The organism is Aeromonas sp. DNRA1 (genome assembly GCF_963888745.1).
In the GTDB taxonomy this organism is placed as follows: Bacteria; Pseudomonadota; Gammaproteobacteria; order Enterobacterales; family Aeromonadaceae; genus Aeromonas; species Aeromonas hydrophila.
Map to the genome: position 1 here is coordinate 379,690 of NZ_CAWPKQ010000002.1, position 22,884 is coordinate 402,573.

Annotated in this window: 18 protein-coding genes; 5 read left to right on the forward strand and 13 right to left on the reverse strand. The window is 64.6% G+C overall.

The features are described from left to right. Window positions 1-95 precede the first annotated feature (95 nt). The 3 genes from AACQ43_RS07805 to AACQ43_RS07815 form a co-directional block, all read right to left on the reverse strand. Window positions 96-908, reverse strand: a complete 813-nt coding sequence (locus tag AACQ43_RS07805) for a helix-turn-helix transcriptional regulator (protein ID WP_168966813.1) — start codon at window positions 906-908, stop codon at window positions 96-98. An 11-nt stretch (window positions 909-919) separates the two neighbouring features. Then, window positions 920-1,456 (reverse strand): YbhB/YbcL family Raf kinase inhibitor-like protein, encoded by a 537-nt coding sequence (locus tag AACQ43_RS07810; RefSeq protein ID WP_041216398.1) that lies wholly within the window; start codon window positions 1,454-1,456, stop codon window positions 920-922. Window positions 1,457-1,670: 214 nt separating this feature from the next. Next, window positions 1,671-2,927 carry an adenylosuccinate synthetase gene (locus AACQ43_RS07815; RefSeq protein ID WP_005303296.1) on the reverse strand — a complete coding sequence of 419 codons (1,257 nt, stop codon included), beginning with the start codon at window positions 2,925-2,927 and terminating at the stop codon, window positions 1,671-1,673. 187 nt (window positions 2,928-3,114) lie between these two features. On the opposite strand from AACQ43_RS07815, the gene AACQ43_RS07820 reads away from it, so the two are divergent. Next, window positions 3,115-4,023 carry a LysR family transcriptional regulator gene (locus tag AACQ43_RS07820; protein ID WP_011706900.1) on the forward strand — a complete coding sequence of 303 codons (909 nt, stop codon included), beginning with the start codon at window positions 3,115-3,117 and terminating at the stop codon, window positions 4,021-4,023. 70 nt (window positions 4,024-4,093) lie between these two features. Here AACQ43_RS07820 and AACQ43_RS07825 read toward each other — a convergent pair whose 3' ends face one another. Further along, window positions 4,094-5,482 (reverse strand): TAXI family TRAP transporter solute-binding subunit, encoded by a 1,389-nt coding sequence (locus tag AACQ43_RS07825; protein WP_168966815.1) that lies wholly within the window; start codon window positions 5,480-5,482, stop codon window positions 4,094-4,096. Between the two features lie 263 nt (window positions 5,483-5,745). Next, window positions 5,746-6,882 carry a MalY/PatB family protein gene (locus AACQ43_RS07830; RefSeq protein WP_043160051.1) on the reverse strand — a complete coding sequence of 379 codons (1,137 nt, stop codon included), beginning with the start codon at window positions 6,880-6,882 and terminating at the stop codon, window positions 5,746-5,748. 161 nt (window positions 6,883-7,043) lie between these two features. On the opposite strand from AACQ43_RS07830, the gene AACQ43_RS07835 reads away from it, so the two are divergent. After that, window positions 7,044-8,216: an MFS transporter gene (locus tag AACQ43_RS07835; RefSeq protein WP_005303290.1), complete on the forward strand. Its 1,173-nt coding sequence runs from the start codon at window positions 7,044-7,046 to the stop codon at window positions 8,214-8,216. A 64-nt stretch (window positions 8,217-8,280) separates the two neighbouring features. Here AACQ43_RS07835 and AACQ43_RS07840 read toward each other — a convergent pair whose 3' ends face one another. Both AACQ43_RS07840 and AACQ43_RS07845 read right to left on the reverse strand, forming a co-directional pair. Then, window positions 8,281-9,165, reverse strand: coding sequence for a LysR family transcriptional regulator (locus AACQ43_RS07840; RefSeq protein ID WP_045527769.1), 885 nt, complete (start codon window positions 9,163-9,165; stop codon window positions 8,281-8,283). A 99-nt stretch (window positions 9,166-9,264) separates the two neighbouring features. Beyond that, entirely contained in the window at window positions 9,265-10,020 is a 756-nt protein-coding gene (locus AACQ43_RS07845) for a YciK family oxidoreductase (RefSeq protein WP_016351568.1), read from the reverse strand. A gap of 233 nt (window positions 10,021-10,253) precedes the next feature. Here AACQ43_RS07845 and sohB point away from each other — a divergent pair, with 233 nt between their 5' ends. Then, complete coding sequence (sohB, locus tag AACQ43_RS07850; RefSeq protein WP_168966817.1) at window positions 10,254-11,261, forward strand: protease SohB; 1,008 nt, start codon at window positions 10,254-10,256, stop codon at window positions 11,259-11,261. An 87-nt stretch (window positions 11,262-11,348) separates the two neighbouring features. Here the strand turns inward: sohB and astB are convergent, their stop codons facing one another. Then, on the reverse strand, window positions 11,349-12,686 hold the full coding sequence (astB, locus tag AACQ43_RS07855; RefSeq protein WP_024944132.1) for an N-succinylarginine dihydrolase: 1,338 nt from the start codon (window positions 12,684-12,686) through the stop codon (window positions 11,349-11,351). Window positions 12,687-13,047: 361 nt separating this feature from the next. Between astB and topA the strand changes: the two genes are divergently transcribed. Beyond that, the gene (gene topA, locus AACQ43_RS07860; protein ID WP_168966819.1) at window positions 13,048-15,669 is read left to right on the forward strand and encodes a type I DNA topoisomerase; all 2,622 of its coding nucleotides are present in this window, start codon (window positions 13,048-13,050) and stop codon (window positions 15,667-15,669) included. 114 nt (window positions 15,670-15,783) lie between these two features. Continuing rightward, window positions 15,784-15,951: a hypothetical protein gene (locus tag AACQ43_RS07865; protein WP_005303277.1), complete on the forward strand. Its 168-nt coding sequence runs from the start codon at window positions 15,784-15,786 to the stop codon at window positions 15,949-15,951. Window positions 15,952-15,966: 15 nt separating this feature from the next. On the opposite strand, the gene AACQ43_RS07870 is transcribed toward AACQ43_RS07865, so the two are convergent. The 5 genes from AACQ43_RS07870 to AACQ43_RS07890 all read right to left on the reverse strand — a co-directional run bounded on the left by AACQ43_RS07870 (window position 15,967) and on the right by AACQ43_RS07890 (window position 22,787). Next, a complete protein-coding gene (locus AACQ43_RS07870; RefSeq protein WP_168966821.1) occupies window positions 15,967-16,323 on the reverse strand; it encodes an MGMT family protein in 357 nt (118 codons plus the stop codon). A gap of 67 nt (window positions 16,324-16,390) precedes the next feature. Continuing rightward, a complete protein-coding gene (locus tag AACQ43_RS07875) occupies window positions 16,391-17,944 on the reverse strand; it encodes a methyl-accepting chemotaxis protein (RefSeq protein ID WP_168966823.1) in 1,554 nt (517 codons plus the stop codon). A 215-nt stretch (window positions 17,945-18,159) separates the two neighbouring features. Beyond that, window positions 18,160-20,028 (reverse strand): beta-N-acetylhexosaminidase, encoded by a 1,869-nt coding sequence (locus AACQ43_RS07880; RefSeq protein WP_168966825.1) that lies wholly within the window; start codon window positions 20,026-20,028, stop codon window positions 18,160-18,162. A 160-nt stretch (window positions 20,029-20,188) separates the two neighbouring features. Continuing rightward, on the reverse strand, window positions 20,189-21,061 hold the full coding sequence (locus tag AACQ43_RS07885; RefSeq protein ID WP_168966827.1) for a BadF/BadG/BcrA/BcrD ATPase family protein: 873 nt from the start codon (window positions 21,059-21,061) through the stop codon (window positions 20,189-20,191). Continuing rightward, window positions 21,054-22,787 carry a glycoside hydrolase family 9 protein gene (locus AACQ43_RS07890; protein WP_168966829.1) on the reverse strand — a complete coding sequence of 578 codons (1,734 nt, stop codon included), beginning with the start codon at window positions 22,785-22,787 and terminating at the stop codon, window positions 21,054-21,056. The genes AACQ43_RS07885 and AACQ43_RS07890 overlap by 8 nt, the downstream gene beginning before the upstream one ends. Window positions 22,788-22,884 lie beyond the last annotated feature (97 nt).

Genomic DNA, 22,884 nt, shown 5'->3' on the forward strand with positions numbered 1-22,884 from the left:
TGATTTTGACGGGATTATTGGCGCTGCGTCACAGTGCAGTAGGGGCAGGTGTGAGCCGGATCACCCGGTTACACGAGGTTACATAGCTTTATGTTTTAGTAACTATTTACTTGTTTGGCGGCAGCCAGCGAGAGAGAGGAGGGGCAGGTGCGCAGGTATTGATAGGGGGTCAGGCCGAACTCCTGCTTGAAGCGGGCGGCAAAGCGGCTGGGGGAGTCGTAGCCACACACGAGGGCCGTCTCCAGCGGTGCCAGCCCCTGTTGCAGCAGGGTGAGGGCGTGGCTCATGCGCACCTGGGTCAGCAGCTGGCGAAAGCTGCGCCCCTCGGCGGCCAGCTTGCGCGCCATGGAGGCGCGGCTCATGGCGAAGTGCGGTGCTACCCCCTCCAGAGTGTGGTCGGCGCCCGGCTCCACCCCAAGGTAGCGGGCCAGCCGCTCACCGAGGGTCATGGTGTGGGCGGGAAACAGCAGGTCGAGCCCGCCGGCGGCCTGCAGCTCGGCATAAAAACCCTGCAGCAGCTGGACTTGAGTGGTCTCATTGAGCCGCCGATCCGCCATGGAGCAGACCAGCTCGAAACAGAAGGCCAGCGCCGGGCTGACCGCGAGGCGCGGCTCCCTGAGCGGGCCGGCCTGGGCGGCGCCGAGCCATTCGACGGGGGGCGGGGTCAGCAGGGTCAGCGCGCGGGAGCGAAACTTGCCTTGCTCCGGCTGGTTGACGAAGGTGAGCTGGTGACCGGCCGGGATCAGCAGCCAGCTCGCCTGGTCGAACGCCAGGCGCTTCTCCTGCCACCACAACTGCTTGTGACCCTGCTCCACCCAGATGATGGTGGGGGCGTAGATGAGCACCCGGTGCAGCGGCTGCTGGCGGATCCCGAGATAGTGGTGCAGTTGCAGCAGCGGCGTGCTCATCCGGCTGGCTCCTAGGGGGTGACGAAGGTGGCGGTCAGGGTGGCCTTGCCAAGGGCCATGCTGTTGAGCATGTAGCCTACCATGGCGGGCGGGGTGTCTGCCTTCACCTCCAGGGCCTGGGGCAGGGCCCAGGCGGTAAACTGGTAGCGGTGCATGCCGTGGCCGGCGGGCGGGCAGGGGCCGCCGTAACCCTGGCTGCCGAAGTCGGTCTTAAGCTCCAGCCCCTGCTTGAGCTTGCCGGAGGCGTTGCTCGGCAGCTCGCTCTGACTGGCCGGCAGGTTCACTACCAGCCAGTGCCACCAGCCGCTGCCGGTGGGCGCGTCGGGGTCATAGGCGGTGATGGCGACGCTCTTGGTGCCGGCCGGCAGGTCCTGCCAGCTCAGCTGGGGCGAGCGGTTGTCACCGCTGCAGCCAAAGCCGTTGAAGCTGAAGGCCTTGTCCATCAGCTGGCCTTCGTGGATGTCGCTGCTCTTTAGGGTCATGGCACTGGCGGGCAGGGCCGCCACGCACAGCAGGGAGAGCAGGGTGGTTCGCTTGGCAATCTTCATGGTGAGGCTCCTCGGTGGATGATGGAATCAGTCTAGCGAAGAGGGGGAGAAGGTGAGTGACCAAACCGCTCAAAGTGGCCGTCTTGCCGCCATGATCTGAGCCGTTGTGTTGATTGCTGGTGAGCGCAGCGAAAGAGCGGTGGCACGCCAGGCATAAAAAAAACCGGCATCTTGGATGCCGGTTTTTTACTGTGTTGACAGCTGATCGCGCGCCTTAGCGCAGGATCATCTCGTCACGGCCCGGGCCGACGGAGACCATCGGCACCGGTACGCCCAGCAGCTCTTCGATGCGCAGTACGTACTGCTGAGCCGCTTTGGGCAGCTCGGCGAAGGTGCGGCAGCCGGTGATGTCTTCGCTCCAGCTTTCCATCACTTCGTAAACCGGCTTCAGACCGGCAGTTTGCGGCCAGATCGGGTTCTCGGTGTGGGCACCTTCGTAGGCGACGCAGATCTTCAGATCCGGCAGACCGGTCAGGCAGTCCAGCTTGGTCAGCGCCACTTCGTTGGCAGCCTGCAGCTCGACACCGTTCTTGGTGGCAACGGCGTCAAAGTAGCCAACGTCACGGGGACGGCCGGTGGTGGCGCCGAACTCGTTGGCGATCTTGCGGAACTCGTCCTGGTTCTCCATGGCGGTCAGCAGGGTGCCGGTACCGACGGAGGTGCTGAACGCCTTGGCGACAGCGATGACGCGCTCGGGACGCAGACCCGGCAGGCCGCCACCGATGCCGGCATAGGCGCCGGAAACGTGGGAGGAGGTCACCCAGGGGTATTCGCCGTAGATCAGGTCACGGCCGGCGCCCAGCTGGGCTTCGAACAGCAGGGTCTTGCCTTCGGCCTGCAGCGCTTTGAGCGGCATGCTGACGTTGCAGACGGAGTCGATCCAGGGTGCGGACACTTCCAGCAGCCAGTCGGCCATCTCCTGGGCGGTCTGGTTGAATTCGAAGGTCGGGTAGAGCGCTTTGAGCTGCGGCAGTTTCCAGTCGAGGAAGAATTGAATGCGCTCGACCAGTACTTCCGGCTGCTTCAGCCAGCCAACCAGGATCGCTTTCTTCATGACGCGATCGCCGTAGGCCGGCGCGATGCCCTGACGGGTGGAACCGTAGGCACCGTCGCCCAGGCGCTGCTCTTCCAGGGTATCTTCCATGGCGTGCAGCGGCAGACAGAGGGTGGCGCGATCAGAGATGGCCAGCTTGGGAGTGACGCCGGAGGCTTTCACTTCGTCCAGCTCGACGGTCAGTTTCTCGGGGCTGATCACCATGCCAGGGCCGAGTACGACCAGGCAATCCGGGTTGAACACACCGCTCGGAACCTGGTGCAGCTTGAAGGTGCCAAGGTCGTTGACGACGGTATGGCCGGCGTTGTTGCCGCCCTGGAAGCGAATGCTGGCGCCTGCTTGGCCTGCCAGATAATCAACGATGCGGCCTTTGCCTTCATCACCCCAGTTGGCACCTACGACTACGATAGACGACATGACTCTTTCTCCTAAGACGTTAGGCGATCATCCTAGGAGGCTCAGGAGGATTAGAAAAATTAATTATCTTTATAATTCCGATAAGAAAGTCATATAATTGCGGTGAATTTATCGGCAAACTGCCCCGCTGCCGTGCCAACATCCCCCTCAGGGGCCCGTGCGGCCGTGGCGGCACAAGAGGATCCCCATGCTGGATATTCACTGGCTGCACACCTTCGTCACCCTGGCCCGGCTGCAGCACTTCGGCCAGACCGCCACCGAACTGCACATGACCCAGCCCAATGTGAGCCTGCACCTCAAGAATCTGGAGCAGGCCACCCGGGTCAAACTCATCGAGCGCAGCCCGTTTCGGCTGACCCAGGCTGGCGAGCGGCTGCTGCAAAGCGCCGAGCGCGCCATCGCCGAGCTGCAGCTCTGCCAGTCCGATCTCAACGCCCTTAACCAGTTGAGTCAGGGGACGCTGGCCATCGCTGCCAGCGACATCATCTCGCGCCTGTTGCTCATTCAGCCCTTTCAGCGCTTCAAGCAGGAGTTCCCCGGCATCGACCTCACCCTGTTCAACACCACTTCGGATCAGGCAGCTGAGCTGGTCAAGGCGGGCAAGGCGGATCTGGGCTTCGTGATGGCGCAAAAGCGCAGCGAGCCGCTGTTCTACACCGAGCTGCAACAGGTGACCTGGTGCGCGCTGGGCCACGGTCTCGCCCGCTGGCAGGCGCGGGCGAAGGCGGGGGAGAGCGATCCCCTCGACGAGCCGACCCTGATCCTGCTGGGGCATGACACCCGTACCCGGGCGCTCATCGACCCCTCTTTGCCGCTGCTCGGCCTGCCCAGCTGCCGCATCATGGAGGTGGGCAGCGTGGACGCCCAGCTCGACTGGGCCGAGGCGGGTTTCGGGGTGGCCATAGTGCCGGACTTCTCCATTCACCCGCGGCTCAAGCTGACCGCTCCGGTGACCCGGCTCACCGACTTTCCCGGCACCAGCTTGGGGTATGTGGTGCGCCAGAATCAGGTGCTGTCGCGGGCCATCAAGCAACTGCTGCACTGGGTGGAGCAGGAGATCCAGCGCCCGCAGCCGTTGCCGGACGCCAGGGCGTGAGCCCACCCGATATCGAAACAAAAAGAGGCCACCCTTGGGTGGCCTCTTTCATTGTGGCTGTTTGGCGGTCTTACTTGGCTGGCACGCCGTTCCCGGTTGGTGAGGCGCCGCTCGGTGCGGCCGGTGCTGTCGATGCCGGTTCGGCGGGGGCCGGCGAGGCGGGTTGTTCTCCGCTCATCACGGCAGAGGGGCTTGGCGCGGCCGTGCCCGTCAGCTTGCCGTCCTGCTCCACGGCGGCCCCTTTGAGCACGGTGCTCGCACTCGGCTCGGTAGTTGTGGCTACCGAGGGGGTCGGCAGCAGGGCACCAGGGGTCTGCCCGGATGAGGTGGCGGGCGTACCTTCCGGGGAGGGGGCGCCCGTTTCGCCGGCAGGCTGTTTCGCGTCCTCACCAGCGGGTCGCTCCACTTCGGTGGGCTGCGCCGCTGAGGTTGCCAGGGCCTCCGAGGTGGCCGGAGCCGGGTTCAGGGCTTCGGGCAGCAGGGCGGGGGCAGGCGGGGCATCCGCCATGCCGGCGTGGCGCGGTACTTCCGCCTCCGCCTGCATTCCCTCCAGGGTGAGGGCGGTGAGGGCCGGATGGAGGCGGGTGAACTGCTTGAGTCGCCCGCTCAACACGTCGCGTACGGTGCGCACCTCGCCCTCCGGCAGGCTGGCCAGCGCCACCAGCTCGGCGGTAACGGCGAAGGTGTTGACGCCGCTGGGCTGGCCCGGGTAGAGGTTGGCGCCGATGCGGCTGCGCTGATAGTAGGGATGCTGTTTGAGCAGTGCGTCGACCTGCTCCCCTTCGATGGGGATGAGGCGCGCCTTGCAGCGGCCGGTGAGATCGCCGATGGCCTGATTGGGGTGGCCCGCCACCACGAAGGCAGCGTCCAGGGTGCCGTCACAGAGCCCCTCCAGCCGGTTGTTGGCCGCGGCGGGGATGACGGGGGCAAAGCTCTTGGCCTGCCAGCCCATGGCATCGAGCAGGGCCTGGCTGGTGATGTGCTCGCCGGAGCCCGGATTGCCCAGATCGACCCGCTTGCCCTCGATGTCGGCCAGGGTGTTGATGTTGCTGTTGGCGCTGGCGAGCAGGGTCAGCGACTCCTGATGAAGCCGATAGAGGCTGCGCAGCTGGTCGTCTGGCGCCTGGCCCATGAAGGGGCCGGTGCTGTGGGCGGCATGGTGCACCACATCGGACTGCACCAGTGCCAGCTGCACTTTCCCTTGATGTAGGGCCTTCAGGTTGGCAAGGGAGCCGGAGGTGCTCTGCACCGAGCAGTGCAGGCCATGGCTGGCCGTCTCTTCATTGAGCAGCCGGCAAATGGCGCCACCGGTCGGGTAGTAGACGCCGTTGAGGGGCCCAGTACCGATGGTGAGATAGGCAGGCGTGGATGCCTGCAGGGGCAGCGCCAGGGCCGCTGCCAGCCAGGGCAGGGTGCGGCGAAGCAGAGTCGGCAGATGGTGCAAGGCTGGTTGGGGCATAGTGAACCGGATCAATGGCTGATAAAAGGGATGGGGCTGGCCCATCCCGGTTGGCATTCGGCCACGCCAGCTGCTGGCGGCGGCACTGTACCGTACTTGGCGCCATCGACATCCCGGGTTGCGGGGACGTGGCGGCATTTTGCGAAAATATACCCTATTGCGATCGGATACGGATCTGGCTGACTTCAATATATTGCGGGGCCGGCTGCTGCCGGCCCCGCCACTGCCCATATGGTGAGGCCATGGGGAGAGAAAGCGCGTGATCAGCGCGCCAGAATGGCCTTTTCCATGCGGGCCAGCGCCTCGACGAGGCGAGCCCGGGTGCAGCCGAAGTTGAGCCGCACGAACTGGCCGTCACCAAACTGGGCACCGGGGGAGAGCCCCACCCCGGCCTGCTCGAAGAAGGCGATGGGGTCGTCCAGCCCGAGCGCGCTCATGTCGATCCAGGCGAGGTAGGTGGCCTGGTGGCGCGCCAGCTTGATGCCGGGCCAGCGGGCGACCGCCTGCTCGATCAGGGCCAGGTTGGCGGCCAGGTAGTCGAGCTGTTCGCTGAGCCACTGCTCGCCCCCTTCGTAGGCCGCCTCTGCCGCCACGAAGCCCAGCAGGTTGACGTCGGCACTGATGCCGCGCATCGCCTGCTGCAGTTTGAGGCGCAGACGGGCATTGGGCACCACCGCGAAGGAGCAGCAGAGCCCGGCGATGTTGAAGGTCTTGCTCGGAGCCATCATCACCGCCGAGCGCTCGGCCGCCGCCGGGCTGATGGCGCCGTAGGGGATGTGGCGGGCGTCCTTGTCCAGCAAAAGGTCGCAGTGAATTTCATCGGAGCAGATCACCAGGTTGTGGCGCTCGGCGATGGCGTCGATGGCCAGCAGCTCCTCGCGGGTGAACACGGTGCCGCCCGGGTTGTGCGGGTTGCACAGCAGCAGTAGATCCGCCGCCGGCGCCTGGCGCTCCAGCTCCTCGATATCCAGTACCCAGCGACCGGCCTCTTCCACCATGGGCACTGTGAGCAGCGGCCGGTCGTTGAAGCCCGGCGCCTGCAGGAAGGGGTAGTAGACCGGCTTGGGGGTGATGATGCCACGGCCGTGCTGGCTCCAGGCCTTGCAGGCGAGGTTGAGACCGGGTACCACCCCGGGCAGGAAGACGATCCACTCGGGCTGGATGGTCCAGCCATAGCGGCTGGCCAGCCGCGCGATGATGAGTTCGATCAGCCGGGGAGAGGGGCGCGAGTAGCCGAAGATGCCGTGGGCGACCCGCGCCGTGAGGGCCTCGATGACGGCAGGGGGGGAGACGAAGTCAGTGTCGGCAACCCACATGGGCAGCACGTCCTGTCCCTTGTACTTGTCCCATTTCAGGCTCATGGTGCCGCTGCGATCTATTTCCCGGTCAAAATCAAACATGTGAAATCCTTATGCTGGCCAGTGGGCTTTCACTGTACGGGGTCGGGGACGGGGTCGCAAGCCTTGAGGTAGCTCTTGATAATGACATAAAATAAGCGGCGCCATTTCATGCACTTGCCGAATTTTGGCCAGTTTTCTTCTCTCCAATCAGTGGTAATTCTATGCGCTTGCTTACCGCCGCTCGCAACAGGACGGATCCTGTCTCGCTCTCTTTTCTGGCCGTGACCTTTATGACCGGGGTGGCGGTGGCACTGCAGGTGCCTACCTTGAGCCTGTTCCTGGCCGAGGAGGTGCAGGTGCGCCCCTTCCTGGTGGGGCTCTTCTATACCGTCAACGCGGTGATCGGCATCCTCATCAGCCAGTGGCTCGGCCATCGCTCCGACAACAAGGGGGATCGCAAGCGGCTGATCCTGCGCTGCTGCTTCGCCGGCGTGGTGCTCTCCCTGCTGTTTGCCTGGAACCGGCAATACTGGCTGCTGGTGAGTCTGGGGGTGTTGCTGGCGAGCCTGGCGGCGACCGCCAGCCCCCAGCTGTTCGCGCTGGCGCGGGAATACGCCGACAGCCGCAACAAGCGGGCCGACATGTTCAGCTCGGTGCTGCGGGCCCAGTTCTCCCTGGCCTGGGTGATAGGGCCACCCATCGCCTTCGCGCTGGCCATCGGCTACGGCTTCGAGGTGATGTACCTTGCCTCCGCAGTGGCCTATCTGCTCTGCGCCTTCGTGGTGTGGCGCTGGCTGCCCTCGCTGCCGCTGCCGGTGATGGACAGCGAGGTGGAGCGGGTCAGCAGCTGGCGGGATCCGTCGGTGCGGGCGCTCTTCATCGCCTCCACCCTGATGTGGACCTGCAACAGCATGTACCTCATCAACATGCCGCTCTACATCACCCGCGAGCTGGGGCTGGAGGAGAAGCTGGCCGGGGTGCTGATGGGCACGGCGGCGGCCCTCGAGATCCCCTTCATGCTGCTGGCGGGCCACTACACCCAGCGCTTTGGTAAGCGCCCCATGATGCTGCTGGCGGTGCTGGCCGGGGTTGGCTTCTACGTGGGGCTGGTGACCCTGTCGAGCCAGCATGCCCTCATTGCGCTGCAACTGCTCAACGCCATCTTCATCGGCATCGTCGCCGGCATCGGCATGTCCTATTTCCAGGACCTGATGCCAGGTCGCGCCGGGGTGGCGACCACCCTGTTCGCCAACAGCATCCGTACCGGCTCCATCATGGCGGGTGCTATCGCCGGGACTGTGGCGGAGATCTGGAGCTTCCACGGGGTCTTCATGGTGGCCATGGGCTTGGCGCTGCTGGCGCTGGCCGCCTGCTGGCGGGTGCCGAACGTCTGAAGCTGAAAGGGTGAGGGGCGAGCGAGGCGCCCGCCTCAATGTCTGATGGCGGTGGGGAGGCGCCCTAGCGGTCGTTGTCGTTCTGGTATTCGTTGCGCAGGCAGCGCAGCAGCAGCTCGGTGGCCGGGCCCAGGGCGTCGGCCGACGGAGTCAGCAGATAGGTATAGAGGTGGCGCTCGTTGCCGCTGGCCAGAACCAGCGGTACCAAGGCACCGCTTGTGAGCTCTTCCTGCACCAGGTGGCGCGGCAACCAGGCGTAGCCGAGGCCGAGCTTGAGCATGGCGATCACCTCGTGATAGTGGGTTGCCTTCCAGCCGGTGTCGTCCGCGTCGTTCCAGTCCACCGAGCGGTGAATGGGGGGATGCAGGCTGATCTGGTTGTGGCTGGCCAGCTCCTCGGCGGCGATGGCGCCTCCCTGGGTGGCGAGCGGGTGCTCGGCCGAACAGAGCGGCAGCAGGCACACCTCGTCCAGCGGCAGGCCGGTGCGATCGTGGGGCAGGTGTTCGGAGAGCATCAGATCCCCCACCTGCAGGGCGTTGAAGTGGCAGTGGATGCGCTCGTGCAGATTGACCCGGCAACCCCGGCTGCGGGGATAGAAGTTGGCCAGCGCCCGATAGAGTCGCTCACGCGGCTGCAACACCGACACATAGAGGTTGATCTGCGGCTCCCACTGCCGCTCCAGGTTGTTGGCCAGGTTCTCCAGCTCTTCCACCTGCTGGCTGAGCTGACGTGCCCGCTTGAGGAAGATCTCCCCCGCCGGCGTCAATACCGCCTTGCGCCCTCTCACCTCCAGCAGAGCCACACCCAGACTCTGCTGCAGCTTGGCTACCGCATGATTGAGAGAGGATTGGCTCTTGTTCAGCGCCTCGGCGGCCTGGGCGTAGCCGCCACAGTCCACCACGGCCTGAAAGATCCGCCATTGCTCAAACGTGCTCTTGGGACGAAACATATCTCAACCTGATAAGGGAGCGGATGTTGCAATAGGGTGCCGACGGCACCCTATTGAATGTAACCCCATGCGGCGCAGGGTTGCGGTTATTTTGTTGATTTATTTGGGCTGGGCCACAAAGGTCTGGCCGGTTTTGCCCCGGCTGTCCGCGCCCATCAAATAGAGATAAAGCGGCATCAGGTCGGCGGGGGTCTTGAGGTTCATCGGATCTTCGGCCGGGAAGGCGCTGGCCCGCATCTTGGTGCGGGTGCCGCCCGGGTTGAGGGTATTGACCCGCACACCGGTATTTTCCAGCTCGTCCGCCAGCACTTCCATCATGCCTTCGATGGCGAACTTGGAGATGGCATAGGTGCCCCAGTAGGCGCGGCCCTTGCGGCCCACGCTGGAGGAGGTGTAGACGATGGAGGCATCGCCCTGCTCCTTGGCGGTCTGGCGGATGAGCGGCAGCAGCGCCTGGGTCAGCAGGAATTCGGATTTGACGTTGACCTGCATCACCTCGTCCCACTCCTGCTCCTGGATGTGCTCGAACGGTGACAGGGTGCCGAGCAGGCCGGCGTTGAACAGCACGCCGTCGAGGCGGCCGAACTGCTGGGCGAAGGTCTCGGCCATGCCAAGGTAGTGGCTCTTGGTCGCCCCCTTCAGATCCACCGGCACGATGGCGGGCAGCGGATGGCCAGCGGCCTCGATCTGGTCGTAGACCGCCTCCAGCTTGGCGCTGGTGCGGCCGAGCAGGATCACGGTGGCGCCGTGGGCCGCATAGGTGAGCGCCGCTTCGCGGCCGATGCCGTCACCGGCACCCGTGACCAGAATGACCTTGTCCTTGAGCAGATCCCGGGGGGCCTGATAGTTGAACATGACAACTCCTGTTAACAATTCGTGGCAGATGCGCGCGGCAAATAGAGGGGCAAGTGTACTGATCCCGCACGGCGTTTGACCAGTATGAGATGGCAAAAATGTGAATAAATCAGAGGGGTTGTGATTGTCGATTGGCATTTTTGACGGGTTGACGCAGAGTTTTTGCGCACACCGGGCAAACTCCCTAGAATGTGAAAAAATCGTCCCCCCGGGGCACACCAGTGGAGCATCAAGTGGCATTTTTGACCGAATACGGCCTGTTCCTGGCCAAGACCCTCACCCTACTGCTCGCCATCGGCGCCGTCATCCTGATGGTGGTGAGCAGCCGTCAGCCCAAATCCCGCAAGGGGGAGCTGGTGGTGACCGATCTCTCCAGCGAGCTGGAGCAGGGACGTCACCAGTTGCAGGCCGCGCTGGCCGGCAAGGCGGAGCGCAAGCAGCTGGAGAAGGCGCGCAAGGCTGAGCACAAGGCTCGGGCCAAGAGCGAAGATGCGCGCAGCCGGTTGTTCGTCATCGATTTTCACGGCAGCATGGATGCCAAGGAAGTGGCCTCCCTGCGTGAAGAGGTGAGCGCCGTGATAGGGGTGGCCCAGCCGGGCGACGAAGTACTGCTGCGGCTCGAATCCGGTGGCGGCGTGGTGCACGGCTACGGCCTGGCTGCTTCCCAGTTGCAGCGGCTGAGGGAGCGTGACATCAAGCTGACCGTGGCCATCGACAAGGTGGCGGCGAGCGGCGGCTACATGATGGCCTGCGTGGCCGATCAGATCCTGGCGGCGCCGTTTGCCATCGTCGGCTCCATCGGGGTGATCGCCCAACTGCCGAACTTCAACAAGCTGCTCAAAAAGCACGACATCGAGTTCGAGATGCACACCGCCGGCCAGTACAAGCGCACCATCACCATGTTCGGCGAGAACGACGATCAGGGGCGCGAGAAGTTTCGCGAGGAGCTGAGCGCCATCCACGAGCGGTTCAAGGCATTCGTGGCCGAGCACAGACCCAACCTCGACATCGACAGCGTCACCACCGGCGAGCACTGGCTGGCGAGCCAGGCCAAGCAGCTCGGGCTGGTGGACAGCCTCTGCACCAGCGATGACTATCTGCTGGCCCAGGCCAGCCAGCACAAGGTGGTCGGCATTCGCTACAGCAAGCCAAAAAGTCTGACCCAGAAGCTCGGTCAGCAGGCCGCCGTGGCGCTGGAGTCCGGTCTTGGTCGATTGTGGCAGCAGGGACCGTGGCGCTGAGCCAGAGCAACGTAAAACCCAATAAAAAAAGCCGGGCACTTGCCCGGCTTTTTTGATGGCGTCTGCGCTGCAGGCCGATGGCGCGTCTCAGCGCTGGAACGGGTAGACGGAGCCGAGTTTGAGGATCTGGGTCAGCTCGTCCAGCGCGGTGCGGGATTCCATGACCAGCGCCGGATCCCGCAGGTCGTCCAGTGCCAGGCTGTCGCGGTAGTGGCGATCGACCCAACCATCGAGGCGGGCAAACTGGCTGTCGGTGATGAGACAGGCCGGGTTGACGGCGGCCAGCTCGGTGTCGTTCATCGCCACCCGCAGCCGCAGGCAGGCGGGGCCGCCGCCGTTGCGCATGCTCTGTTTCACGTCCATGTAGTGCACCCCCTTGATCGGGGTCCCCAGGGTCACCAGCTTGGCCAGATAGGCGGACACCGCCGGGTTGTCGCGACATTCGGTGGGGGCGATGATCGCCATCTCGCCGGACGGCAGGGTGAGGATCTGGGTGTTGAACAGATAGGACTTCACCGCATCCTGCACCGACACCTCGGCAGTCGGTACCTCGATAAAGTGCAGCTCGCCGTCGCCGAACTTGGTGCGCACCTCGGCCAGCGCCGAGGCGGTGTTGAGGAACGCCTGCTGGTGGAAGAACAGCACGTTCTGGTTGCCCACCGCGATCACGTCGTTGTGGAACACCCCCTGATCGATGACGTCCGGGTTCTGCTGGATGAAGACTGCGCTCTCGTCCCCTAGGCCGTGCAGGCGGGCGATGGCCTGGCTCGCTTCCAGCGTCTGGCGGGCCGGGTAGCGTTTGGGGGCGGGCTGGGAGACGTCGAATGCACTGCGGCCATAGACGAACAGCTCGACCCCGGATTCGCCATAGGCGCGGCACAGCCGGGTGTGGTTGGCGGCCCCTTCGTCACCGAAGTGGTCGTTCTCCGGCAGGTGCTGATGGTGATAGAAGTGGCGGTCGTTGTTGAACACGGCGCGCAGGATGCGGCCGGTCACCTCGGGTTCGAGGGAGCGATGAAACTTGTTGGTCAGGTTGGCGGGGGTGAAGTGGATGCGCCCATCCTGGGTATCGGCACTCGGGGAGACGGTGGCGGCGTTGGCGGTCCACATGCTGGAGGCCGAATAGCAGGCGGCCAGCACGGCGGGGGCCTGTTTGGCGGCCTGGGCCAGCACGCTGGCATCATTGCCGGTGAAGCCGAGGCGGCGCAGGGTGGCGAGATCCGGTCGCTCCTGCGGGGCCAGCACTCCCTGGGTCATGCCGAGCTCGGTCAGTGCCTTCATCTTGCGCAGACCCTGCTTGGCCGCCTCCTTCGGATTGGACGCCTCCTTGGCATTGTTCTGGGAGGCGACGTTGCCATAGGACAAACCGGCATAGTTGTGAGTCGGGCCGACCAGGCCGTCGAAGTTGACCTCGAAGTGCTTCATTGAGTACATCCTTTCGATTTTTATATGGGTAGCGGTTCCTTCCGCGCACAATGCTGCGGGATGCAGCCATTATAAGGAGATTTTGTCTTTTGTAACAAGCTGATAACGAATCTGGTTTGTTATGTTACAAGAGCGGTTGGTTATGTCGTTTCAAATATAAAAAGAGGGTGGATATAGCATAAAAATAAAAAAGCGGTTGCTTCCCGCGGCTCGGCTTCGCATTAATAAATAAAGAAACAAAGTGGTTCGGGCTGCCGGGCAAATTTGCTCACAAGATTGCTTTTTCCCGTCAAATCTCTTATACAGCCCCACAAAACCGCACACCAACCCCGTCGGGTGCAATGAGGATAATAGTTACAGCATGGGCAAATCACTGGTCATAGTGGAGTCTCCGGCCAAGGCCAAGACCATCAACAAATATTTGGGCAAGGACTACGTGGTGAAATCCAGCGTCGGTCACGTGCGCGATCTGCCCACCAGCGGCAGCGCCAGCAACGAGCCCAAAAAACCTGTCATTCGCGGCATCAAGCTGAGCGAAGCAGAGAAGGCTGCCAAGGATCGCAATGCCCTGTTCTCACGGATGGGGATCAATCCGACCGCAGGCTGGCAGGCCAACTACCAGATTTTGCCCGGCAAGGAAAAAGTGGTCAGCGAGTTGCAGAGTCTGGCCGAGAAGGCTGACACCATCTATCTCGCAACCGACTTGGATAGAGAGGGAGAGGCGATCGCCTGGCACCTGCGCGAGATCATCGGCGGCGACGACAGCCGCTACAAGCGCGTGGTGTTCAACGAGATCACCAAGACCGCCATCCAGGAGGCGTTTGCCCAGCCGTCCGAGCTGAACATTCACCGCGTCAATGCCCAGCAGGCCCGTCGTTTCCTCGACCGCGTGGTGGGTTACATGGTCTCCCCCCTGCTCTGGAAGAAGCTGGCCCGCGGCCTTTCTGCCGGTCGGGTACAGTCCGTTGCGGTGCGTCTTATCGTCGATAAAGAGCGCGAGATCAAGGCGTTCGTGCCGGTCGAGTTCTGGGATCTCAACGCCGATCTGCTGACCGCCGACAAGAGCGATCTGCGCATGGAAGTGGTCAGCCGCAACGGCGCCGACTTCAAGCCGGTGACCCAGGCAGAGACCTTCGCCGCCGTGGCCGCCCTGGAAGGGGTCGACTACAAGGTGGTGAACCGGGAAGACAAGCCGACCGGCTCCAAGCCGTCCGCCCCCTTCATCACTTCTACCCTGCAGCAGGCGGCCTCGACCCGGCTGAGCTTCGGGGTCAAGAAGACCATGATGATGGCCCAGCGTCTCTATGAAGCGGGTTACATCACCTATATGCGTACCGACTCCACCAACCTCAGCAAAGAGGCGGTCGAGGCGGTGCGGGAATACATCGGCGAGCAGTATGGCGCTGCCTACCTGCCGAGCGAGCCGAACCTGTACGGCGCCAAGGCCAATGCCCAGGAGGCCCACGAGGCGATCCGCCCCTCCAGCGTGCTGGTGACCGCCGAGATGCTGGAAGGGATGGAGCCGGACGCCATGCGGCTCTATGACCTCATCTGGCGTCAGTTTGTCGCCTGTCAGATGACGCCGGCCCAGTACGACTCCTCCACCCTGACCGTCAAGGCGGGCGAGTTCGAGCTCAAGGCGCGCGGCCGTACCCTGCGCTTCGCCGGTTGGACCAAGGCGCTGCCGCCCATGGGCCGCAAGGGCGAAGACAGCCAGCTGCCGGCGGTGACCGTCGGCGAGATCCTCAAACTCGTCAAGCTGGATCCGCGCCAGCACTTCACCAAGCCGCCTGCACGTTTTACCGAAGCGGCGCTGGTACGCGAGCTGGAGAAGCGCGGCATCGGCCGTCCATCTACTTACGCCTCCATCATCTCCACCATCGTCGACCGTGGTTATGTGCGGGTCGAGAGCCGCCGTTTCTTCGCCGAGAAGATGGGTGAGATCGTTACCGACCGGCTGGTGGAAAACTTCGTCGAGCTGATGAACTACGAGTTCACCGCCAAGATGGAAGACAAACTCGATGGCATCGCCGAAGGGAGCCTGGAGTGGAAGAAGGTGCTGGATGCCTTCTACGCCGAGTTTACCCAGGAGCTGGAGAAAGCGGACAAGGCGCCGGAAGAGGGGGGCATGCGTGCCAACCAGATGGTGCTGACCGACATCGACTGCCCGGATTGCGGCCGCAAGATGGGCATCCGTACCGCCACCACCGGGGTGTTCCTCGGCTGTTCCGGCTACGCCTTGCCGCCCAAAGAGCGCTGCAAGAAGACCATCAACCTGGTCTCCGCCGACGAGTTCGTCTCCGCCACCGATGGTGAAGAGGCCGAAACCGAGGCGCTGCGTGCCAAGCACCGTTGCACCATTTGTGGCACCGCCATGGATGCCTACATCATCGACGACAGCCGCAAGCTGCACGTCTGTGGTCGCAACCCGGATTGCGATGGCTACGACATCGAAAACGGTCAGTTCAAGCTCAAGGGTTACGAAGGGCCGAGCATCGAGTGTGACCGCTGCGGATCCGAGATGCAGCTCAAGAACGGCCGCTTTGGCAAGTACATGGGGTGCACCAACGACCTCTGCAAGAACACCCGCAAGATCCTGAAAAACGGTGATATCGCGCCGCCGAAGGAAGACCCGGTACCGCTGCCGGAGCTCAAGTGCACCCAGTCAGACGCCCACTTCGTGCTGCGTGACGGGGCGGCCGGCCTGTTCCTGGCCGCCAGCAACTTCCCGAAATCCCGCGAGACCCGTGCGCCGCTGGTGGAAGAGCTCAAGCGCTTCAAGGAGCGTCTGTCGCCCAAGCACCAGTATCTGGCCGATGCCCCGGCGTCAGATCCTGACGGAAACGCCGCCATCGTGCGCTTCAGTCGCAAGACCAAGGAGCAGTACGTGATGACCGAGGTCAACGGCAAGGCGACCGGCTGGACGGCGCACTACGACAACGGCAAGTGGCAGGAGAGCCTGGCCAAGTCGAAGAAGGCGTGATTGCGCGCAGTTCACACTCTGATGAAAGAGGCCCCTTGCAGGGGCCTTTTTGTTTTCGGATGGCGGTATACTGAAACCGCTGCAAGGATGGCAGCGCTGGACACGGAGGTTGTGATGGAGATTAACGAGATCCGGCCGGGAATGACCTGTCTGACCCGGGAAGGAACCGCCTATGTGCTGGAAGTAGACAAGCAGAGTCTGCTGGTGCTGCTGCAGCGGGAGTACGAAACCATCCCGGTGCAGGTGCGCAGCGACGAGATCCTGGCCCCCATCACCCGGTGAGGCGGGCCGCCATCGTCAAAAGGGCAGGAGAAACAGCAGCTCGGCGAGGTCGGGCTGCCACTGCCACTCCCGCATCCTGACTCGCCCGCCAATCACGGGCACCCCCTCTTCCTGCAGCAATCCCGCCTGTCTGTCAAAGCCTGCCGACCCCTTGGGCAGTGAAATGGTGCCCGTCGCACCCAGTACCCGGTGCCAGGGCAGCACCTTGTCGGTCTCCCGCAGCACCTTGCCCACCAGCCTGGCCCGACCGGGCAGCCCCGCCAGATCCGCCACCTGGCCGTAACTCACCACGCGACCGGCCGGGATCAGGGCGAGGATCGCCTCGATGCGGGCAACCTTGTTCAGCGGGGCAGGGGTCGATTCCATTTTCATCCGGATCACTCGTCAATAACGACAGAAGCGCCATTGTGGCGCTTCTGTCGGGTGGCTGGCAAATGGGTCAGCCGAAGGTCTGGCTGAGCCCCTTGAGCTGCTTGGCCCGCTCCAGCAGCTCCTGACTGGAGTCGTCGACCTCCTGCATCTTCTGGCTGTTGGCGTGGGAGTACTCGGAGATCTGGTTGATGCTGCGGCTGATGTCCTCCACCACCGTCTGTTGCTGCTCGGCAGCGGCGGCTATCTGGGTGGAGAACTCGGTGACCAGTTCGATCTCCTGCAGCACGCTGTGCAGGCTGCTGGAGCCCTGACGGGTCATCTCGGCGCATTCGCGGGTCTGCTGCAGGTTCTCCTGCATCATCCCCTTCCAGCGGCCCAGGGTGTGCTGGATCTGCTGGATGCTGCCCTGGATCTGTTCGGTCGCCTTGTGGGTGCGGGTCGACAGGGTACGCACCTCGTCAGCCACCACCGCAAAACCGCGCCCCTGCTCGCCGGCCCGGGCCGCCTCGATGGCGGCGTTGAGCGCCAGCAGGTTGGTCTGGTCGGCGATGCCCTGGATCTCCCCCATCACGCTGCCGATCCGCTCCGACTCGCTGGCCAGCTCCACCGCCGAGTTGAAGGCCTGCTCCGCCTGTCTGGCGAGCTGCTCGATGCGCTGCTCGGTCTGGGCCAGCTGCTTGTCCGTGTGCTGGCAGCGGCTGCGCGCCTCGCTGACCTGGCCGTTGGAGTCCTGGATGTTGCGGGCAATCTCGTGGGCCGTGCTGGCCATCTGGGTCATGGCGGCGGCCATCTGCTGGGTCTGGGCATCCTGCTCGTTGATGTCGAGGCAGGCCTGATGGGAGGCTTGCTTCAGGTTGGTGGCCAGGGTCTGCAGCGGATTGGTCGCATCGTTGACCCGCCCCAGCACGGTGCGGATGCGGGCCTGCAGCATCTTGATGTGAAAGTCGGCGATGGCGCCGGGGCCGTCACCGGAGTAGACCAACCGGGTCAGGCTGTCATATTCGCGGCCCAGCTGCTGCAGATAGAGCGGCAGGGCGAAGAGCTCGCGCCAGTAGGCGCCGCCGATGAGCAGCAGGGGCAGCAACATCAGCAGGGCTGTCGTCGGGCCCTGACTGCTTGCGGCCCAGCCCAGCAGGCCGAGCAGCAACAGCGCGAGCAGCGGCAGGCGGGCACGGGCAAGGGAGGGGAGGCGGCTGCTGGTGCCACGCTCTGCCTTGAGCAGGGCCTGGTAGGTCTGGCTGGCGATGCGCTTGAGCTGGGGATCCGGCTTGCAGCGCACCGACTGGTAGCCGCTGATCCGGTTGCCCTCGTAGATGGGGGTCACATAGGCATCGACCCAGTAGTAGCGGCCATCCTTGCAGCGGTTCTTCACCATGCCGCGCCAGGGTTTGCCCTCCTTGAGGCGGGCCCAGAGATCGGCGAAGGCGGCCTTGGGCATGTCGGGGTGGCGTACCAGGTTGTGATTGTGGCCGACCAGCTCCTCGACGGGGTAGCCGGCGATGCGGCAGAAGGCGGGGTTGGCGTAGGTGATCACCCCGCGCAGATCCGTGGTGGAAACCAGTTGTTCGTCGGCAGGAAACTCCACTTCGCTGTCCAGGGTATGGACGTCTCTGCGGGCCATAGGAATACGCTCCGATGTTCTTGTTGATAACTTTGTCGTTGTTATTGTGGCAGATCTGGAGGTGGCTGCAGGCTCGCGCCAGCAGGCGGCAGACCGGCTTCATAGGGGGCTGAATTTTGCCAACAATGGCGGATGAATGGTAGGGGCAAGTTGATGTTTTGTTGGCAAATAGTAAAAAAAGGCGGCCATAGGGCCGCCAAGGAGAAAAGATAACACTACCTCTGTGGTACCCGGTAACGCACCTGAAGCTGGTCAAGGATCTGCAGCTGGCCCGGCAGACGGGCGGCGAAGTGCTCCCACGCCTTGCGGGCGGGGTTGCTCCAGGCCACCTCGGCGGTCGCCAGCATGCGCGGGAACAACATATAGTCGAGGCGATCGCGAGAGGTGATCAGCTCCGACCATAAGGGGCTCAGCACCCCCAGGATGTTATCGTTGGCATGGAAATCGGCTGGGGCCGGGTCACACGCGTAGACCTGCGCCAGATTGAGGGTGCCAGCCCAGTAGAGGCCGGGTTCATGGATGTCCTGACTCCAGGCGAGATCCAGATAGAGGTGCTGGGCCGGTGCCATCACCACCGGATAGCCCGCCGTCGCCGCGTCGAGCCCAGCCTGGAAGCTGGTCCAGGCGAAGATGGTGGCATCCCGGCTCACCTTGTCGCCGTGCAAAATCTCCTCCCAGCCCAGCATCCGCTTGCCCTTGCCGGCCAGGTACTGCTGGCAGTGGCGCAGCAGGTGGCCCTGCAGCTCGCGGCAATCCTGATACCCCTGCTGCTTCATCAGCTGCTGGCAGGCGGGGCTGTCGGTCCAGACCCCGGCCGGTACCTCGTCCCCCCCCATGTGCACCAGCGGCCCTGGAAACAGTTCGCACACCTCGTCCATCACGGCTTCCAGGAAGCGGTAGGTGCCGGGCAGCGCCGGGTTGAGCACGTTGTCGTCAAAATATTGCACCGACAGGTAGCGGGAGCGGTCGGCTTCCTCCACCAGCAGTTCGGGCAGCGCCTTGATGGCGGCGTGGCAGTGACCCGGGATGTCAATTTCCGGAATGATGGTGATGCCGAGCCCGGCGCCATAGGCCACCAGCTCGCGCACCTCGCTCTGGGTGTAGTAGCCGCCGTAGGGCTCGGGGCCGCCGCTCAGCTGGGGTCCCACCGGCAGGGCGTGACCACGCCAGGCGGCCAGCTCGGTCAGCTGGGGGAAGGCCTTGATCTCGAGTCGCCACCCCTCGTCATCGGTCAGGTGCCAGTGGAAGCGGTTGAACTTGTAGAGGCTCATCAGCCTGAGCAGGCGTTTGAGGGTAGCGAGGGAGTGAAAGTGGCGGGCGCAGTCGAGAAAGATGCCGCGAAAGCCAAAGCGCGGTGCATCGCTGAGCTCGATGCAGGGCAGGCTCTCGCCGTGCTGCAGATACCACTGGGCCAGGCTGATGAGGCCGTGGCGCCAGCCCGCCTCGCCGCCGGCGGCAATCACTACCCCCTCCGGGGTGATAGTCAGCCGGTAGGCCTCCGGGCCCAGACCGCTTTCAACCAGCCGGATCTCGGCGTCGTGATCCTGCGCCAGCGCGAGCCCGGTCAGCTCGTTGAAGTGGGCCAGCAGCGGGCCGAGCAGGGGGCTCGGGCCGCTGACGTGGGCGCGCTCCGCCAGCCGGAAGTTGCCCTCCAGCAGCAGCAGCCGATCCGGCTGGGGCACGATGCCGGCGAGGGGCTCCACCTCGGGCAGATCTGGCGCCGCAGCGGCGGATGGTGGCAGGCCCAGCTCCTCGCCGGTCAGCTCTACCGGCATCAGCTGGGGGCCGCTGCTGGCCTGGGGCAGGCTCAGGAAGAAGCCGCGCGGCATGTCGGAGAGGCGCTTGATGGGGGTGTTGCGACAGCAGAAGCACAGCTCGCTGGCCCCCGTTTGCGGGATCAAAACCTTGTAACTGCCGCTCTGGCGTTCCAGCTCCCCTCCCTCTACCGAGCCGGGATCGATGTGGCGGGCCAGGCAGAAGTGGAGTTTCCAGGGGGCATCCGGCAGCTGGCTCAGGCTGAAACGAAACCAGACGTCGTCACCATCGCGTCGGTCGACCTGGGTGTGGATCAGGGGTGCAGACATGAAAATTCCTCTGATGGAGTGAAGGGGACGAACAGCCAGACAGCATCCTTCTGGTATTGGTCAACCCCGGCCGGGAGCCGCAGGGCTGACATGGGTACCCCCCGCAGCGGGCAGACCGGGGTCAGGCCCGCACTTTGGGGTGGGGTGGATGGGGGCAGATTCAGGGATGCAGACATGGGTAGGCCTCCGATCGGGCAAACAGGATGGCCCCCTCCAGCGCGTCGGCGCCGGGGCTGACCAGCGGCAGGTGTGCCAGACGGGGGGCGAGGCGCATGCCGATGCCGCCGAGCAGGGCTATCCGGTCGGCACCCAGCTGGCGCATCCCCTCCAGCAGGGTAGCCAGCTGTTGGCAGGTCTCGTCCAGCAGCTGGCAGGCAAGCTCGTCGCCGTCGCTGGCGGCATCGAACACCCAGGGGGCGAAGCGGCCGTAGTCGGCGGGAATGGCGCGGGCGGCCCAGCGCACTACCTCGGCCTGATCCCGTTTGAAATGATCGAGCAAACGGATGGCCAGCGTGCTGGGGGGCAGGATGCCGTCGTGGCAGAGCAGGGATTGCTGGATGGCGCGCAGCCCCAGCCAGGCGCCGCTGCCCAGATCCGAGATGGGAAAGCCGCGACCGGAGCAGGTGTGCAGCTGGCCGTGGCGATAGATGAGCCCGGCCGAGCCGGTGCCGGCGATGAGGATGGCCCCCTCTTCACCGCCAAAGGCGCCCAGGCAGGCACCGAAGGCGTCGGAGGTGAGTCGCACGCTTGCAAACGGGAAGGGCATGGTCAGCATGGCGTGATAGCAGTCGGCCAGCTCGGCGGAGGCGAGCGCCAGCCCGACCCCCATCTGTTGCTGGGCATCCTCAGCCAGCCCGGCCTCGATACGGGCCTGCTCGATGGCGGCCAGCACGTTGCCGTGGGCGATCTCGATGCCGAGCTCCAGATTGGAGCCGGCGGCGCGCCCCTCGCCGAGCAGCTTGCCGGCCCGATCCCGAATGCGGGCGCGGGTGTGGGTGCCGCCGCCATCGACCCCGACCCAGTACTCAATCATGTCGACCTCCATTTCCCTGCGCATTCTGCCAAGTGATGGCCAGGGCGAACCAGGCGGCGTGGGGGATCCACTGCTCGCCCCAGCGCCAGTTCTGATCCAGCCGATCCTTGTACGCCGCTGGAATGAATGCGATCTCCGCCTCGTCATCGAAGCCGGCGGTGATGCCGTTGCAGATCCCCCCCAGCGCATTGGGGTAACCGGCGGTGTAGGCGGGGTTGTTGCTGCCATGGCCCGCCAGCATGCAGGCGTTGAACGGGTTCTGCCCCAGGATCCAGTCGAGCTGGTGCTGGCCGAAGGTGAGCAGCGGTTTGCGCTGGCGCGGCAGCTGGGCAGCGGCGGCAAACGCCATGGCGGCCAGCGATGCCAGCCGGGCGTTCTCCCCCTGCCACCAGTAACCCGACTCGTTGTGATGGGGCATGAAAAAGCTCACCCGGGGCGCCTCATCAACCCCCTTCACATACTGGCGGGCGAGGGCGAACGGGTTGCCGGGCCGGGCGCACAGCGCCAGTTCGGCGGCCAGCGCCTGTTCGATGACGCGCTGGGCCGTCCCCTGGCGCGCCGGATCCGGCTCGATGGCGAGATACTCCAGCAGCGCCAGCACCGGCAGGCCCGCCTCGGCGGCGTGGTAGTAGGGGCGCGAGCCATCCTCGTTGGCCGACCAGTAGTGGCCGAGCTCCGGGTGAGGGCGCTGGCGGGCGCACAGCCTGTCGGCCCGCACTCTGGCCTCTGCCAGCCACTCGGGGCCCAAGGTGCGGGTCAGCTCCACCGCTGCCATCAGGGCGCAGTAGTCGTCGATGATGTTCTCGACCCCGTCATCGAGGTAGGCAAGGTTGTGTTCACGCAGGTGCAGGTAACCGCGTTTGGCTGCCTCGGCGTAGCGGCTGGCATCAAAGTCGCCGCTGACGCTCTCGCGGGCGGCGCGAGCGAGCGCCGCGATGGCCATGCCGCCCCCTTGTCGAAAACCCGCCTGCCAGTGGGCGGACTTGAGCCCCTGCTGGGTGGCGTAGGCGCACAGCTCGCGCTGGGCGGGATCCTTGCTCCACTTGTCGAACAGGGTCATGTAGAAGAAGCCCGACTCATCCTGCATCCGGCAGAGAAAATCGGCGCCGTGCAGCGCCTCGTCGTTGAGCCGCTTGCAGAGGTTTACCCCGTCGATATCGCGGCGCGGGGCCAGCAGTTCCCGGCACTTGAGCAGCGACCAGACCACCATGGGGGTCTGCTGGGGGTTGAGGTAGTTGGCGTAGGAGAGATGGCTCAGGTACTTGCTCACATCCCCGCTGGCGTCATACCAGCCGCCGTGCACGTCTTTGCGCTGGTCGCTGCCAAACAGGCGGGCGCGGCGGTCGGCCCGATCGAAGGCGCCGCTGGCACGCTGCCCCTTGAAGTAGTGAATGACGTCGGAGAGGCAGCGGCTGGCCAGCAGATCCTGGCCGATGATGAAGGGGGCGGTGCGCACGATGCGCTCCTTGGCGCCCGTCTGGATGAGGGCCTCCAGCCGGTAGTGGCCGGGCTCTTTGCAGGGGGAGAAGTCGGCGCGCCAGTAGTGGCGACCCTGCCAGCCCTCGACCTGACCGGCTGGCTGCAGCGGGACTTCCAGCAGGATGCGTTCGTCATCCTGGCGCAGCAGCCTGAGGTGGCCGCGGATATCGAGGTCGGTGTCGCTCTGCAACAGGGCGATCTTCTCCCCGTCACACTGGTAACCCACCTGATTGATCAAGAGTTCCATCAACGTCTTACTCCTGTGGCTCGCCTGGCGTGGCGAGGCACATTGCGGGGCCCTGACGGCCCCGTTGCGAGGCGTGGCCGGACGCCGTGTCCGGCCG

Excerpts from the sequence above, each read along its gene's own strand:
- AACQ43_RS07840 (WP_045527769.1), bottom strand. The coding sequence starts at position 9,165 with ATGTTTCGTCCCAAGAGCACGTTTGAGCAATGGCGGATCTTTCAGGCC.
- AACQ43_RS07875 (WP_168966823.1), bottom strand. The coding sequence starts at position 17,944 with ATGGCCCGCAGAGACGTCCATACCCTGGACAGCGAAGTGGAGTTTCCT.
- AACQ43_RS07885 (WP_168966827.1), bottom strand. The coding sequence starts at position 21,061 with ATGATTGAGTACTGGGTCGGGGTCGATGGCGGCGGCACCCACACCCGC.
- AACQ43_RS07870 (WP_168966821.1), bottom strand. The coding sequence starts at position 16,323 with ATGAAAATGGAATCGACCCCTGCCCCGCTGAACAAGGTTGCCCGCATC.
- AACQ43_RS07865 (WP_005303277.1), top strand. The coding sequence starts at position 15,784 with ATGGAGATTAACGAGATCCGGCCGGGAATGACCTGTCTGACCCGGGAA.
- AACQ43_RS07830 (WP_043160051.1), bottom strand. The coding sequence starts at position 6,882 with ATGTTTGATTTTGACCGGGAAATAGATCGCAGCGGCACCATGAGCCTG.
- astB (WP_024944132.1), bottom strand. The coding sequence starts at position 12,686 with ATGAAGCACTTCGAGGTCAACTTCGACGGCCTGGTCGGCCCGACTCAC.
- AACQ43_RS07825 (WP_168966815.1), bottom strand. The coding sequence starts at position 5,482 with ATGCCCCAACCAGCCTTGCACCATCTGCCGACTCTGCTTCGCCGCACC.
- AACQ43_RS07845 (WP_016351568.1), bottom strand. The coding sequence starts at position 10,020 with ATGTTCAACTATCAGGCCCCCCGGGATCTGCTCAAGGACAAGGTCATT.
- AACQ43_RS07815 (WP_005303296.1), bottom strand. The coding sequence starts at position 2,927 with ATGTCGTCTATCGTAGTCGTAGGTGCCAACTGGGGTGATGAAGGCAAA.
- AACQ43_RS07835 (WP_005303290.1), top strand. The coding sequence starts at position 7,044 with ATGCGCTTGCTTACCGCCGCTCGCAACAGGACGGATCCTGTCTCGCTC.
- AACQ43_RS07805 (WP_168966813.1), bottom strand. The coding sequence starts at position 908 with ATGAGCACGCCGCTGCTGCAACTGCACCACTATCTCGGGATCCGCCAG.
- AACQ43_RS07810 (WP_041216398.1), bottom strand. The coding sequence starts at position 1,456 with ATGAAGATTGCCAAGCGAACCACCCTGCTCTCCCTGCTGTGCGTGGCG.
- topA (WP_168966819.1), top strand. The coding sequence starts at position 13,048 with ATGGGCAAATCACTGGTCATAGTGGAGTCTCCGGCCAAGGCCAAGACC.
- AACQ43_RS07820 (WP_011706900.1), top strand. The coding sequence starts at position 3,115 with ATGCTGGATATTCACTGGCTGCACACCTTCGTCACCCTGGCCCGGCTG.
- AACQ43_RS07880 (WP_168966825.1), bottom strand. The coding sequence starts at position 20,028 with ATGTCTGCACCCCTGATCCACACCCAGGTCGACCGACGCGATGGTGAC.
- AACQ43_RS07890 (WP_168966829.1), bottom strand. The coding sequence starts at position 22,787 with ATGGAACTCTTGATCAATCAGGTGGGTTACCAGTGTGACGGGGAGAAG.